Genomic DNA, 14735 nt, shown 5'->3' on the forward strand with positions numbered 1-14735 from the left:
AGGGTTGAGGTCATCGCCAGTTTCTCTCGTGCCGGTTTATCGGGCACCTGTTACCTGACCGCCACCCCCCAGAAACCCTGCGGGTCAGCCGAGCAGCGCCAGCATGGCTCTTGCTGTGCTCTCTTCAGTAACCAGTGCATTAATGCGTTTGCCTTTCAGCGCCGCGACAATCGCTTCGGCTTTTTCGATGCCGCCCGCCACGCCGAGTACGGTTGGAATGCTGGCCAGCTCGTCGGGCGCGACGGCGATCAGCTCATCGTGGATCGCCATGTTTTCCGCCAGCTCGCCATTGCGCTGCATAAAGAATCCAAGAATGTCACCGACCGCGCCTTTGCGGGCAAACAGCAGCTGCTCACCTTCGCTGATGTAACCGGAGCGTAAAATGGTCGCTTCCTGTTTCTGATTCAGCGAGCCGATGCCGACCACTGCGATATCGGCTGCGCAGGCCGCGAGCATCACGTCGTGGACGTTGCGCTCTTGTCGAAAAATCGCCGCGACGCTGGCTGAAGACGCGCGCAGCGGCGCCGGAATAATGCTCACACCACATGCCGCGTCGAGCTGGCCGATGCCGGTCATGTAAGGGCCTACGCCGCCGGAAAGCGTCACCATGCGGATCTGCTGAGAAGAGATGAAACCGCTCAGATGTTGCAGCGTGCTCATTGCTGTTTCACCAAAACCCACCGCCAGCAGCTGTTCAGGTTTGAGCAACGTCATCAGCATATGCGCCGCGCCAACGCCCAGACGTGCGCTCAGCGAACCGTCGGCCAGCTGCGGCAGTACGCGGATTTGCTGTAAACCAAAACGTTCCAGAAGAGTATTTTCCAGCGACAAACAGCCCTCAAAACGCGAGTTAATTTGCACGCGGATCACACCCGACTGCCGGCCTTTCTCCAGCAGGCGCGATACTTTCAGCCGCGTCAGCCCGAGCCGTTCACCAATCTCATTCTGGGTCAGGCCGTCGTGGTAATAGAACCACGCGGTGCGCGCCAGCAGTTCCTCTTCACCCATGCTGAATTCCAGATGGTTAGTCAAATCGGACAGGTTCGTTTTCTTGCCGTTCTCAGAAGTCATAGTGAACACTTATCAAAATGTAGATCAATTGTTCGTTAACGAAATGTTGTTAACTGTGATGTGTATGGCAAATTCTGAATGATTGCCGCCTTAATCATATCGCAGAGTATATGAGTTGAACAAACTGTGATCGATGCATAAGTTTTCCTGCTCATCGCAGACTAGGTTTATGAACATTGTTAAACAATAAATACATTTGTTCATTTAATGTATCCGGCCTGAGGGTGTTGTATGCAGCAGCCAGAACACGTCTCCACTTCCTCTACGTTGTTGTTGCAGGTCAGCGGCGTAAGCAAAAGCTATTCCGGCGTGGCGGTACTGAAGGATATCGGTTTCAGTTTGCACGCCGGTGAAGTTCACGCGTTGCTGGGTGGGAACGGAGCGGGGAAGTCGACGCTGATGAAAATCATCGCCGGTATCGAAACGGCTGACTGCGGCAAAATGCACTTTGGCGGTGCGCCGCTGCTGGCGCTGACACCGGCGAAAGCGCATCAGGCAGGTATTTATCTGGTGCCCCAGGAGCCGATGCTTTTTCCGAGTCTGACGGTGCGCGAAAACATTCTTTTCCGTTTACCCGCACGTCAGGCAAGCGAGAAAAAACTGACCGAAACGCTGGCCGGGCTGGGCTGCAATCTGCCACTCGGCGCGCTGGCCGGAACGCTGGAAGTGGCGGATCAGCAACTGGTGGAAATCCTGCGCGGGCTGATGCGTGATGCCCGTTTGCTGATCCTCGATGAACCCACCGCCTCCCTGACGCCCGCCGAATCCGCCCGTATGTTTACGCAGGTTCGCCATCTCACCGCAAAAGGCGTTGGCGTGGTGTTTATCTCACACAAGCTGCCTGAAATCCGCGCGATTGCCGACAGGGTCAGCGTGATGCGCGACGGCAAAATTGCGCTCAGCGGCACACTTGATGAACTTGATAATGACGCGCTGATCCGCGCCATCACGCCGCATATGCAGGATCTGGCGCTGCCCGCAGAACAAAAAATGTGGCTGGATGTACCCGGCACGCGGCGCAATACCAGAGGCAAAGAACCGGTCTTACAGGTAGAAAACCTCACCGGCGAAGGCTTTATCGATATTTCTTTTAGCGCCCGCGCCGGGGAAATCGTCGGGCTGGCAGGCGTTGTCGGGGCAGGGCGAACCGAACTGGCAGAAACGCTGTATGGCCTGCGCGAGGCAAAAAGCGGTCTGATGCGTTTGATGCAACAGGAGATCAGCGGGCTGAATACATTGCAGCGGCTGCAAAAGGGACTGGTGTATCTGCCAGAAGACCGGCAGGCGTCTGGGCTGTACCTGGATGCGCCGCTGAGCTGGAACACCACCTCGCTGACGTTTAACCGTCAGAGCTGGTGGCTGAACATCAAACGCGAAGCGGCGGTGCTCGAACGCTATCACCGCGCTCTCGGGATCAAGTACCGCGACGGTTCACAAACCGCCCGCACGTTGTCCGGCGGCAATCAGCAAAAGCTGCTGATCGCCAAATGTCTGGAAGCGCAGCCTGCGGTGCTAATCGTCGACGAACCGACGCGCGGCGTGGATGTCTCCGCCCGCGCCGATATCTATCAGCTGATGCGCAACGTTGTTGAACAGAACGTCGCGGTGATCCTCATTTCTTCCGATCTGGATGAAATTGAGGCGCTGGCGGATCGTGTTTTCGTTATGCATCAGGGCGAGATGAGCGGTGAATTGCAGGGCAGCGAGATCAACGTCAATAACATCATGCACATCGCTTTTGGTAATCATCCCCAGACCGCCGCCACCGGAGGATCCTCATGCTAAAGCGGATACAAAACAATCGTGAACTGACCGCGCTGATGGCAATTATCGCGCTGTTTTCGCTGCTTGGCGTTATGGACAGGCAATCGTTCAGCTTCCAGACGTTGAGCATGATTTTCGGCAGCGCGCAGATCCTGATGCTTCTGGCGATGGGCGCGACGCTGGTAATGCTGACCCGCAATATTGATGTGTCGGTGGGGTCGATAACCGGCCTGTGCGCCGTCACGCTCGGGGTATTGCTCAACGGCGGCATGAATCTGGCGCTGGCCTGCGTCATTACGCTGGGTACCGGGCTGCTGGCCGGATTGTTCAACGGCGTGCTGGTCGCGTGGCTGCGTATTCCGGCGATAGTCGCGACGCTCGGTACGCTCGGGTTATATCGCGGATTGATGCTGCTGATGACCGGCGGCAAATGGATTGAAGGTTTACCTGCGGGGCTGAAATCGTTGTCTGAGCCAGTATTCCTTGGCGTTTCTGCGCTGGGGTCGGGCGTGATTGTACTGCTGAGCGCGATGTTCTGGATGCTCAGCCGAACCACGTTTGGCCGCAGCTTCTACGCCGTCGGCGACAATTTGCAGGGCGCGCGGCAGCTCGGCGTGGCGGTTAACCGTGTGCGCATTCTTGCGTTCGGCATTAACGGCATGATGGCGGCGATCGCTGGTATAGTTTTCGCCTCGCAAATCGGTTTTGTTCCAAATCAAACTGGCAGCGGGCTGGAAATGAAAGCCATCGCCGCCTGTGTGCTGGGGGGGATCAGTCTGCTTGGCGGGACCGGTTCGATCCTCGGTGCGGTGCTCGGCGCGTATTTCCTCACCCAAATCGACAGCGTACTGGTGCTGCTCCGCCTGCCTGCGTGGTGGAACGACTTCATCGCCGGACTGGTCTTGCTGGCCGTGCTGGTGTTCGACGGCAGGCTGCGTCAGGCATTACAGAAAAATCTTCGCCGCCAGAAATATGCCCGTTTCCTTTCCTCTGGTCAGCCCGAACAGAAGAAGCCTGCTGAACGTAAACCGGAACAGCAAAAACATCTCACACGCCGGTTAAGCGCCGGTAAAAAAGGCGGGGTGGCGTGATGAAAATCCTTCAACAGTATGGCTGGGAAGCGGCGCTGCTGGCGTTACTGATACTGGAAATCCTGCTGTTCGGCTTCGCGAATCCGCGGATGCTTGATGCTAATACGTTGCTGTTCAGCACCAGCGATTTCATCACCATCGGCATTGTGGCGCTGCCGCTGACGCTGGTGATTGTCAGCGGCGGTATCGACATTTCCTTTGGCTCAACCATCGGCCTGTGCGCCATCGCGCTCGGCGTGTTGTGTCAGGCCGGTGTACCGCTGGCACTGGCGATTGTCCTCACGCTGGCGCTCGGCGCGGCCTGCGGTTTACTCAACGCGGCGCTAATTCTGTATACCGGCGTCAATCCGCTGGTGATAACGCTCGGCACGCTGTACCTGTTCGGCGGCAGCGCCTTACTGCTCTCAGGGCTGGCGGGCGCGACCGGCTTTGAAGGCATCGGTAATTTCCCGGACGTTTTCACTAATTTTGCCAGTCAGATAGTGCTCGGCCTGCCAATGCCGCTGCTGATTTTCCTCGCCGCCACGCTGTTTTTCTGGCTACTGATGCACCGCAGTCGCACCGGGCGCAACGTGTTTCTCATCGGCCAGAATGCCCGCGTGGCGCGCTACGGTGCGCTGCCGGTTAGCCGGACGGTGTGTGCATTGTACGGCATGACCGGGCTGGCATCGGCGGTGGCGGCCATCCTGATGACCTCTTATTTCGGCTCGGCGCGTTCGGATCTCGGCAATGCGCTGCTGATGCCGGCGATCACCGCCGTGGTGCTCGGTGGCGCGAATATCTACGGCGGTTCGGGTTCCATTCTCGGCACGGCGCTGGCGACGCTGCTGATCGGCTACTTACAACAGGGCCTGCAGATGGTCGGCGTTTCCAGCCAGGTCTCCAGCGCGCTGTCCGGTGCGCTGCTGATTCTGGTGGTGATAGGGCGCTCCGCCAGCCTTAACCGGGGTCTTATCCGCAGTGTTTTCCAGCGTTACCGCCAGCGCTGGTCTGCGTCTTCTCCTTCTTTATTATCCAAATGAACCGGGGTGCAAGATGAAAACCAAAATGCTGAAAACCATGCTTATCGTCAGTGCCGTCAGCCTCGCTTGCCTGAGTGCGCAGGCCGCTGAACGCATCGCTTTTATTCCAAAACTGGTCGGCGTCGGGTACTTCACCAGCGGCGGCAACGGGGCGACGGCGGCGGGGAAAGCGCTGGGCGTGGATGTCACCTACGACGGCCCGACCGAACCGAGCGTGTCCGGTCAGGTGCAGATGATCAATAACTTCGTCAACCAGGGATACAACGCGATTATCGTTGCAGCAGTGTCGCCGGACGGCCTTTGTCCGGCACTCAAACGCGCCATGCAGCGCGGCGTGAAAGTGCTGACCTGGGATTCCGATACCAAGCCGGAGTGCCGCTCTATTTACATCAATCAGGGTACGCCGCAGCAACTCGGCTCGATGCTGGTGGATATGACTTCCAGTCAGGTGAAAAAAGACAAAGCCAAAGTCGCGTTCTTCTATTCCAGCCCGACGGTGACGGATCAGAATCAATGGGTAAAAGAGGCGAAAGCCAAAATCGCCAAAGAGCATCCGGGCTGGGAAATTGTCACTACGCAGTACGGCTATAACGACGCGACTAAATCCCTGCAAACCGCCGAAGGGATCCTGAAATCCTATGGCGATCTGGATGCGATTATTGCGCCCGACGCCAACGCCTTACCGGCTGCGGCGCAGGCGGCAGAAAACCTTAAACGTAAAGACGTGACTATCGTCGGGTTCAGTACCCCGAACGTCATGCGTCCCTACGTTGAGCGTGGCACGGTCAAACAGTTCGGCCTGTGGGACGTGGTCAGTCAGGGCAAAATTTCGGTTTACGTCGCCGATCAGCTGTTGAAAAAAGGCGACCTGAACGTGGGTGACAAACTGGATGTACCGGACGTCGGGACGGTGGAAGTGGTGCCGAACAGCGTGCAGGGCTACCAGTATGAGGCCAAAGGCAACGGCATTGTTCTGCTGCCGGAACGCGTGGTCTTCACCAAAGACAACATCGGTAAATACGATTTCTGACGATAACGGTTTTCGATAAAGGAGACGCACAATGGCAGATTTGGACGATATCAGAGACGGCAAGAATTTCGGCATCGGTACGCCGCAGGAGAACCGGGCATTTTTCCTCAAAGGCAGCGGCCAGCTTGACTGGGGCATGCAGTCGCGTCTGGCGCGCATCTTCAATCCGGACTCGGGCCGGACGGTGATGCTGGCCTTCGATCACGGCTATTTCCAGGGGCCAACCACCGGCCTTGAACGCATCGATATCAACATTGCGCCGCTGTTTGCGCACACTGACGTGCTGATGTGTACTCGTGGCGTGCTGCGCAGCGTGGTGCCCGCGGCCGTCAATAAACCAGTGGTGATGCGTGCGTCGGGCGGTAATTCAATCCTGACTGAGCTTTCCAATGAAACAGTTGCAGTCGCCATAGAAGACGCGCTGCGCCTCAACGTCGCAGCGATGGCGGCGCAGGTGTATATCGGCAGCGAATATGAACACCAGTCGATCAAAAACATTATCCAGCTGGTCGATCAGGGGATGCGTTATGGCATGCCGACCATGGCGGTAACCGGTGTCGGCAAAGACATGGCGCGCGATCAGCGGTATTTCTCGCTGGCCACGCGCATCGCTGCCGAAATGGGCGCGAACATCATCAAAACTTATTTTGTGGATGAAGGTTTCGAACGAATCGCCGCCGGCTGCCCGGTGCCGATCGTGATCGCCGGTGGCAAAAAACTGCCCGAACGCGAGGCGCTGGAAATGTGCTTTAAAGCGCTGGATCAGGGCGCATCGGGCGTCGATATGGGACGTAACATCTTCCAGTCGGAGTCGCCGGTGGCGATGCTCCATGCGGTGAAAGCCGTGGTGCATGAAAACGCCAGCGTGGCACATGCCTACGAACTGTTCCTGAGCGAAAAGGGGTAAATCATGGAAGTGACACTGGTTGAAATTAATGTCCAGCCGGACAAGATTGCCGAGTTTCTGGCTGTATTTCACGCTAATCATCTCGGGGCGGTGCAAGAACCCGGAAATCTGCGGTTCGACGTGTTGCAGGACGCAGACGTGGCGACGCGGTTTTTTATCTATGAAGCCTATGTGGATGAGGCAGCGGTGCTGGCGCATAAAAAAACGCCGCACTATCTGGCCTGCGTTGAGGCGTTAGAAGGGATTATGTCGCAGGGAAGGAAGAAGACGGTGTTCAGAGGCATATATCCGTGAGTGTGGAGTCAACCCTCATTACTCTACGAGTATCTATACCCACGGCTCCCGGAAAGGGAGCCGTTCACCTCTTAAAATCGGAATAAGAGTGCGGACTTTACCCGCTGGTTTTGTCTGAAGACGATCCGTCGCGAACTTCCATTCCCTGCGCTTCGAGTCCTGCGCGGACGTCATCTTTGATGCTGTCGGTGATAAAAATATGAATATCGGAAATATCGGCGAATTTGGCGAAGGCATCCCGGCCAATTTTCGTTGAATCTGCCAACAAAATGACGCTGGTAGAGCAGGCAATCATTTTCTTTTTGAACGCCGCCTGGCGCACATCCGGCGTCGTTGCGCCATTTTTCAACGTAAAACCATTGGTACCCATAATGGCTTTATCGATGATCAAATCAGACAGGCTGTTATCGTTACTAAACGGAATAACGCAGTGCAGCTGTTTACGCACCGCACCGCCAATAAAAAACAGATTGATCACGCCTGCGGAATCTTCCAGCGTCAGCGCAATCTTCAAATCATTAGTAATCACTGTCAGTTGCTGACGTTCGCCCAGCATTTTCGCCAGCTCGAGCGTGGTGGTACCGGTATCCAGTAACAGAGTATCGCCGTCTTCAATTTGCTCAAGAGCAAGCTCTGCAACCCTGACTTTGGCATCATGGTTGCAGACCTCTTTCTCTGTAGACATCATTTCCAGACCGGTTTTACTGCGAATGAGCACGCCGCCGTGGGTTCGCGTCACCAGCATCTGCTTTTCCATTTCACGAAGATCATTGCGGATCGTTGAGGTAGAGACCTTAAACAACTGACATAACTCAGCGACAGTGGCTTTTTTGTTCTCCTCAACAATCGCCAGAATCGCCTGCTGACGTTCCAGCGAAAAAACCTTATCTTCCGAATGACCGTTCATGATTTGTCTCAGTATTGGGTTGGTTATAAAACAAAGGCGACTTTTAGCGCCTGTCCTGAACGGGCGGCGCTAAAAGCTTCGTCATATTGTTCAAGAGAGTACTTATGAGTCAAGATTTGTTTCAGATTAATCAGTCCATTGGAAATCATTCTCAGGCTTTCGCGATATTGTCGTAAATTCTGACCGCTCATCCCCGTCACAGTAATCTGCCGGTAATGGATAATATTAGTATCCAGGCTGACCCTCTCTTTACCATGAGGTAAACCTCCAAAGAACAGAACGCGTCCGTTGAGCGCAGTCAGTTCCAACGCCAGCGACTGAATCTCAGCAATGGAGGCAGCGGTAATCACGACATCACATCCCCGATTATGGGTGATCCGCATGACGTCGGTCAGGGTATCTGTTCCGTTCACTGGCACAAAATCAGGGTCGAAATCACAGGCCAGCGCCAGCCGTTCAGGATTGATATCGCTGATCAGCACTTTTCCTGCACCGGCAGCCTTATGCAACAGGGCATGCATCAGACCAATGGGTCCTGCGCCAATCACCAGTACCGTATCGCCCACGCGTGTATGACAGCGCTCGAACGCGTTATAGACGCAGGAAAAGGGTTCGATAAGCGCACCTTCCTCGAAAGAAACATGGTCCGGAAGCTCGACGATGTTTCCCTGCTGGACGGCGCGGGCAGGAATAACCACGTGGCCTGCAAATGCGCCGTTTTTCTGAATCCCTAAGGCCTGGAAGTTTTTACAGGTTTGCGTGTTGCCGCTAATGCAACTGTCACATATGCCACAACCATAATTAGGCGCCACCGCAACGCGCATACCCACCCGCCATTCATGACTGACATTCGCCCCGACTTCCTCAATAACGCCTGATAATTCGTGTCCCAGCGTCAACGCCTGCGGTGACTGGCGGTGGCCGTTTGCCAGCATCCGTAAATCGGTACCGCAAATTGCCCCGACTTTACAGGTCAGCAGCACTTCATCTGGCGCAATTTCTGGTTTTGGCAGTTCTGTTAAACGGAGTTCGCCTTTGGCAAGTAACTGAATGGCTTTCATAACACCCTCTCATTGGTTGCATGGTGGAACGTGGTCATTGGTCAACTCAATTTGAATAATTCGTCGGCTCAATGTGAATTCTTGTGAGTTTAGTCATGAAATTACCGATGTCAATTGTTTACTATCGTTTTGGTGTTGAGTGGCTTAAAATCGATAGTAAGTGATAATTATCAGCAATGAGGTGAAGAGAGTATGCGAATTTTTACAACGGAGACCGTGATGCTGCATCTTGACGCTCAGGATAAAGAGCAGGCTTTACAGCTGATGGGGAGAAAGGTAGAGGTCACCGGCAGCCTGAAACCCGGTGGTTTTGATAACTTCATGTATTCCATTAAAAAAAGAGAGTCCGAGTTCTCAACGGCGGTGGGATATGACTATGCAATTCCTCACGGCAAGAGCGACGCGGTTGCCGTGCCAGTGGTGGCCTTTGCGCGGCTGGTGAAACCGATTTTATGGGATACGGATGAAGATGACTGGGTTCAGAACGTTTTTATGATTGCAGTACCGGAAGAAAGCGCGGGCGATGAGCATATCAGAATACTGATGAAACTTGCGGGTGCCATCATGGAGGATGACTTCAGAGACCGTATTGCCGGGGCGGAAACAGATGTTCAGGTGATTGATATTATGAGCAGTTATGTCGAATAACGGATTTACGCCTCTTCATCGGGAATTTATGAGAGTGCGGACCGTTGGCAAAAAACCGCAATCAATATCGATAGCAAACGACAATAAAAGAATCTAAACAGTAGTAAGTGCTGGCTGAAAAACTCTGGTTGTGGGGACATACGCTGCATCCCCCCTCTATGCCAGTCCGGTGAAACAGCCACTCAAGGAGCCAGAGTCATGTCGACCGAAGGAAAATTTTTTGTCGCAGTAACCGGATGTCCAACGGGTATTGCCCATACATTTATGGCGGAAGCCGCGTTAAAAAAGGCCGCTGAAAAAGCGGGGGCCAGGATACGGGTTGAAACGAATGGTGCCGTGGGCATTGAGAATGCGCTGACAGAAGACGAGATTGCTCAGGCCGATATGGTGATCCTGGCCTGCGATAAAGCAGTAGAAATGGCGCGATTTCACGGCAAGCCCGTCATTCGCGCCTCGGTCGGGCATGGTGTCAAAAAGGCCAATGAGCTGGTGGCCAGAGCGATAGAGGGCCATGAAGATATCTATAATCATTTACAAGGCGAAACACCAGAAACAGACAAGTCCGTCGCCGATAAGGCCGAACGCGAAAGTATTGGGCGGGCGTTGTATATCTCCCTGATGAATGGCGTCTCCAATATGCTGCCCTTCGTGGTCGCAGGCGGTGTGTTGATCGCGGTCTCATTTTTCTGGGGTATTTATTCATTCGACCCGACAAATGCGCAGTACAACCCGATTGCGGCCAACCTGTTTAAACTCGGCAAGCTGTCATTCTCATTGATGGTGCCGGTTTTTACCGCCTTCATTGCTTACTCCATTTCGAACCGGCCGGGATTCGTCGCGGGATTTGTCGGCGGCTTGCTCGCCATGGATATCGGTGCCGGTTTCCTGGGGGGGATCATCGCCGGGTTTTTCGCCGGTTATTTCATGAAGTGGATGCTGCATGTTACGCGCTCGTTCCCGCGCTCTCTGGAGGGCTTCAAATCAATCTTCCTGATGCCGTTAATTGGTGTGTTGGTGGTCGGGTTCTTCATGCTTTCTGCCGGTTCCACAATTGCCGCGTTAAATAAAGGCATGATGGTTTGGCTGGCCGGACTGGAACATGCCAATCCTTTAATTCTGGGCATTGTCATCGGTTGTATGAGTGCATTTGACCTCGGTGGGCCTGTCAATAAAGCCGCGTATGTCACCGGAACCATGTTGTTGGCTGAGCAGGGCAACGCCTTATTTATGGCCGGTGTGATGACGGCAAGCATGGTTCCCCCGCTGGTAATTGCCATTGCGACTGTCCTGTTCAGAAAGTATTTCGAAAAAGAAGAACAGGCAGCGGGGCTGGTCAATCTCATTCTCAGTGCAACGTTTATCGCCGAGGGCGCCATCCCCTTTGCGGCGAAAGACCCGCTGCGCGTTATTCCGATACTGATGTTGAGCGCCTCGATTGGTGCGACGCTCACCTTTGTTTTCAAAGTTGCGGTTCCTGCGCCGCACGGCGGATTGATTATTTTGCCATTAGTCACGCATGGTGTTCTGTGGGTCGTTTCCATCCTCAGCGGAGGGCTAACCGGCGGCATTATCTATGGCTTATACCGCAGGGCCAAATTTTATAAATCCGCACTGGCTGTTTAATTTAAAACGTTAGGGATCACTTTTTATGATAGCTACAGACATTATTTTTATTAACCCGATGGGATTTCACAGTCGTCCCTGCGCCATGTTTTCAAAAATGGCAAAGAAATATAACTGTGCCGTCAGGCTTGTTAACAATGAAAAAGATGTCGATGGCAGAAGTATGTTGGCATTGATGAAACTCGGCATTGTGTGCGGCTCAATAATTACTTTGCGGTGTGATGGCGAACAGGAAAAAGAAGCCAGCGAGACGCTGGGCCATTATTTGTCCACGTTAGTGGAGGAGGCTGGCTGATTTAATAATTTAGTAATGTAAATGCATTGATTATATCCATTGCCAAGAAAGCAATAGCCAAATATCTGACTTAAATAAGGAATATAAAATGAAATTCTCTGCTGAAAAACTGGCCTCATTTTTTGACCACACCAATCTTCATGCGTATGCCACAAAAGACGATTTTCAAAAGTTGTGTGACGAGGCGAGAGAATACGGTTTTGCTTCTGTCGCCATCAATTCCTGGCCGGTGGCGACCTGCTACGGGATGCTGAAAGGCTCATCAGTGCTGACGGGGGCGGCGATAGGCTTCCCTCTCGGGCAAACGACCATCGCGGCCAAAGTGTTTGAAGCGCAGGAGGCCGTGGATAATGGCGCTCAGGAGTTCGACTATTTACTCAATGTCGGCAAAGTCAAAGAGCATGATTACGCGTATATAAAAGAGGAAATGGCAGCGCTGGTCGCGGTGGCCAATAAAGCCGGGATTGTGTCTAAAGTCATCTTCGAAACCTGCTATTTAACCAACGATGAGATTATTCACGTCGCAAAAATTGCCTCCCAAGTGAAACCAGCATTTGTGAAAACCTCAACGGGTTTTGGTACTGCCGGAGCCACTGTCGAACATGTTAAATTAATGAAAGAGCACGCCGGGGAACACGTGCAGGTTAAGGCCGCTGGCGGTATTCGCACGCTGGAAGATGCCCTGGCGATGATTGAAGCCGGTGCGACACGTTTGGGCAGTTCAGCCGGAATAAAAATCATTAATGAACTTCGTTCGTCAAAATAGAATGTAACGGGCCTGCCAGCGGGCAGGCCCGTTAATAATATCAATTAAGTTACCTATTCAATCTTGTGGCTGAGGCTGGAAATGAAAAAAACAATTAACGTTTGTCTTATTGGATGTGGTCGCGCTGGGATGATCCACGCCAGAAATTATAACGGCAATGTCCATCACGCAAAATTAATTGCGATATGCGATCCTTTTGCTGAAAGCCTGGCTGAAGCACAAAAAGAACTTCAGGTTGAATATCAATATACGGATTACCGCGAAGCGTTAAAGAACGACAATATTGACGCCATCGTGGTGGTTACGCCGACACATTTACACCGGGATATTGTGGTTGCCGCCGCGAAAGCCGGTAAGCACGTATTCTGCGAAAAACCGATGGCGGGTACGGAAGAAGAGTGCAACGACATGATAGAAGCCTGCCGGGAACACAACGTAAAATTACAGCTGGGTTTCATGCGCCGCTTTGATGAAAATTTCAAACTCGGCAAAGAAGTGATTGAAAATAAGACCGTCGGCGACGTCACTTTACTTAAATCTTTGACACATGGCCCCAGCGAGCCAAAAGAGTGGATGTTTGATATTTCAAAAAGCGGTGGCCCGGTTGCGGAAGTGAACAGCCACGATCTTGATACCCTGAGATGGTACGCCAATGCCGAGGTCAGTATGATCCACGTCATTGGCCATAATTTTCGCTCGCCGGAGAAGGCAGAGCAATATCCTGATTACTACGATACCTGCGCGGTGATGATGCAATTTACCAACGGCATTATCGGTATGATCGACGGCGCCCAGTACGTTCAGTATGGCTATGATGCCCGCGCCGAAATCCTCGGCACACACGGAATTGTGAAAGTCGGACGCCAGAACAGCAATAATGTTGAGGTGGTCACGCGAGATAAAACCATTCAAACGCAATCCATGCCTTCATGGACGAAATTATATCAGGAAGCCTATGTGTGTGAGGCTCAGGCATTCATCGACGCCATCCGTAATGATACAGAAACACAAGTCACGGGACATGACGGAAAAATGGCGCTGATCCTGGTGAGGGAAGGGCTGAAATCCTTACGTGAAAAGCGGCCAGTGTTTATTGAGTAACCCGCTGGAAGTCAGTTTATGCAAGGTGCCCGGCTGACAGACCGGGTGCCCGTTCAACTCATGCAACGTCCATCTTCCGTTACATTCCTATTTCCACGTTATCTTCCAGAACATTGATAAATATATTTTTTATCATTCATTTCTACACGAATGCTCCTATTCTGTGCGCGTATTTTCGTTCTCAGTCTTTGCAGATGTGAGGCAATAATAATCAGTTGATTTTGTACGACAACTGGCGTACATTGGAGTACGTGTGGGGTTTAAAGACATTAAGGGCAGGGTCATTGAGTGTTTACGGGCGGGGAACATTGAGTTTGCTGTCCGACACGATGTGGACCTTAAGAATTTATTAAGTACCGGTGATGTGTCTGTGCAGGAGGTCATCACTGTGATTATGCGGGCAGGTGGGGCCGATCACCGCATGAGCCCTCACCATTACGACAGCAGTGTTGATGTACATATAATTACCGTTACCTGCGCAGGTTTACATTGGTATATCAAATGGTATTTCGATGAGCCGGCCAGTGTATTTATCAGCGTTCATCATTAAAGGGAACTTATGAAAATCTACAAAGTGGGTGATGAGAAACGGGCGGCGTGCGAGGTCTGTCAGTCTTTTCAGACCGTCAGCTTCAGGCTTCGCGATGTGCCTTTCAGCGACGGTAGCGGCCTGGTGAAGAACGTGGTGGTGGGAGTTTGTAAGACCTGCGACAGCGTTGCGGTGCTGCCGTTTCAGTCGGTCCCGGCGGTAAAGAAGCAGCTGGAAACGCAGCGTAAGGCTGTGGAAAGCCGTATGCCTGCACATATGATCGATATCCTTAATCTGGCGAGCGCCAAACTGGGTGCGACGCCGGAGTTTATCCCGCTGCTGATGAAATATTACATCCATATGCTGTCGACCCATCCGGTGGCCGCAGTGCAACTCGTGCAACTTCTCACTTCTGAGCTGGCGACCGGTCTGGCGAATAAACGTCTCTCGCTGAAAGGACGCGAAATCCACAATGATATTAACGAACTGAAATCCCTTTCTCAGATTTACAACACCACGGAACTGCTCAAGGGCGTGGTGCTGGCCATCAACAACGATGTCCTGATCAACCCCGATAAACAGCGTATCGCGCACCTGAAAAGCCTCGTCGCGACGGTGGCGTAAGG

General features: G+C 53.0%; 16 protein-coding genes. 13 read left to right on the top strand and 3 right to left on the bottom strand.

Annotation, left to right across the window (positions count from 1 at the left end):
* Window positions 1-84 precede the first annotated feature (84 nt).
* A complete protein-coding gene (lsrR, locus tag GE278_09475) occupies window positions 85-1071 on the bottom strand; it encodes a transcriptional regulator LsrR (GenBank protein ID QLK60971.1) in 987 nt (328 codons plus the stop codon).
* A 231-nt stretch (window positions 1072-1302) separates the two neighbouring features.
* On the opposite strand from lsrR, the gene lsrA reads away from it, so the two are divergent.
* Genes lsrA through lsrG form a run of 6 tightly spaced genes read left to right on the top strand, consistent with a single transcriptional unit; the run spans window position 1303 to window position 7179 of the window.
* Window positions 1303-2856 carry an autoinducer 2 ABC transporter ATP-binding protein LsrA gene (lsrA, locus tag GE278_09480; protein QLK60972.1) on the top strand — a complete coding sequence of 518 codons (1554 nt, stop codon included), beginning with the start codon at window positions 1303-1305 and terminating at the stop codon, window positions 2854-2856.
* Entirely contained in the window at window positions 2850-3926 is a 1077-nt protein-coding gene (gene lsrC, locus GE278_09485; GenBank protein QLK60973.1) for an autoinducer 2 ABC transporter permease LsrC, read from the top strand. Before lsrA ends, lsrC begins: the two co-directional genes overlap by 7 nt.
* Window positions 3926-4948: an autoinducer 2 ABC transporter permease LsrD gene (gene lsrD, locus GE278_09490; protein ID QLK60974.1), complete on the top strand. Its 1023-nt coding sequence runs from the start codon at window positions 3926-3928 to the stop codon at window positions 4946-4948. The genes lsrC and lsrD overlap by 1 nt, the downstream gene beginning before the upstream one ends.
* A 13-nt stretch (window positions 4949-4961) precedes the next feature.
* Entirely contained in the window at window positions 4962-5978 is a 1017-nt protein-coding gene (gene lsrB, locus GE278_09495) for an autoinducer 2 ABC transporter substrate-binding protein LsrB (protein ID QLK60975.1), read from the top strand.
* A gap of 31 nt (window positions 5979-6009) precedes the next feature.
* Window positions 6010-6885 carry a 3-hydroxy-5-phosphonooxypentane-2,4-dione thiolase gene (lsrF, locus tag GE278_09500; GenBank protein ID QLK60976.1) on the top strand — a complete coding sequence of 292 codons (876 nt, stop codon included), beginning with the start codon at window positions 6010-6012 and terminating at the stop codon, window positions 6883-6885.
* A gap of 3 nt (window positions 6886-6888) precedes the next feature.
* Window positions 6889-7179 carry a (4S)-4-hydroxy-5-phosphonooxypentane-2,3-dione isomerase gene (gene lsrG, locus GE278_09505; GenBank protein ID QLK60977.1) on the top strand — a complete coding sequence of 97 codons (291 nt, stop codon included), beginning with the start codon at window positions 6889-6891 and terminating at the stop codon, window positions 7177-7179.
* A gap of 97 nt (window positions 7180-7276) precedes the next feature.
* Here the strand turns inward: lsrG and GE278_09510 are convergent, their stop codons facing one another.
* Both GE278_09510 and GE278_09515 read right to left on the bottom strand, forming a co-directional pair.
* The gene (locus GE278_09510) at window positions 7277-8086 is read right to left on the bottom strand and encodes a DeoR family transcriptional regulator (GenBank protein ID QLK60978.1); all 810 of its coding nucleotides are present in this window, start codon (window positions 8084-8086) and stop codon (window positions 7277-7279) included.
* Between the two features lie 23 nt (window positions 8087-8109).
* A complete protein-coding gene (locus GE278_09515) occupies window positions 8110-9147 on the bottom strand; it encodes an alcohol dehydrogenase catalytic domain-containing protein (protein QLK60979.1) in 1038 nt (345 codons plus the stop codon).
* Between the two features lie 192 nt (window positions 9148-9339).
* Between GE278_09515 and GE278_09520 the strand changes: the two genes are divergently transcribed.
* The 7 genes from GE278_09520 to GE278_09550 all read left to right on the top strand — a co-directional run bounded on the left by GE278_09520 (window position 9340) and on the right by GE278_09550 (window position 14733).
* Window positions 9340-9795 (top strand): hypothetical protein, encoded by a 456-nt coding sequence (locus tag GE278_09520; GenBank protein QLK60980.1) that lies wholly within the window; start codon window positions 9340-9342, stop codon window positions 9793-9795.
* A gap of 198 nt (window positions 9796-9993) precedes the next feature.
* On the top strand, window positions 9994-11418 hold the full coding sequence (locus tag GE278_09525; protein ID QLK60981.1) for a PTS fructose transporter subunit IIC: 1425 nt from the start codon (window positions 9994-9996) through the stop codon (window positions 11416-11418).
* Between the two features lie 25 nt (window positions 11419-11443).
* A complete protein-coding gene (locus tag GE278_09530) occupies window positions 11444-11713 on the top strand; it encodes an HPr family phosphocarrier protein (GenBank protein QLK60982.1) in 270 nt (89 codons plus the stop codon).
* Window positions 11714-11801: 88 nt separating this feature from the next.
* Entirely contained in the window at window positions 11802-12479 is a 678-nt protein-coding gene (gene deoC, locus GE278_09535; protein ID QLK60983.1) for a deoxyribose-phosphate aldolase, read from the top strand.
* Between the two features lie 81 nt (window positions 12480-12560).
* On the top strand, window positions 12561-13580 hold the full coding sequence (locus GE278_09540) for an oxidoreductase (protein QLK60984.1): 1020 nt from the start codon (window positions 12561-12563) through the stop codon (window positions 13578-13580).
* A 253-nt stretch (window positions 13581-13833) separates the two neighbouring features.
* Window positions 13834-14130, top strand: a complete 297-nt coding sequence (locus GE278_09545; GenBank protein QLK60985.1) for a hypothetical protein — start codon at window positions 13834-13836, stop codon at window positions 14128-14130.
* 9 nt (window positions 14131-14139) lie between these two features.
* Window positions 14140-14733, top strand: coding sequence for a hypothetical protein (locus tag GE278_09550; GenBank protein QLK60986.1), 594 nt, complete (start codon window positions 14140-14142; stop codon window positions 14731-14733).
* Window positions 14734-14735 lie beyond the last annotated feature (2 nt).

The organism is Enterobacteriaceae bacterium Kacie_13 (assembly GCA_013457415.1).
Taxonomy (GTDB): domain Bacteria; phylum Pseudomonadota; class Gammaproteobacteria; order Enterobacterales; family Enterobacteriaceae; genus Rahnella.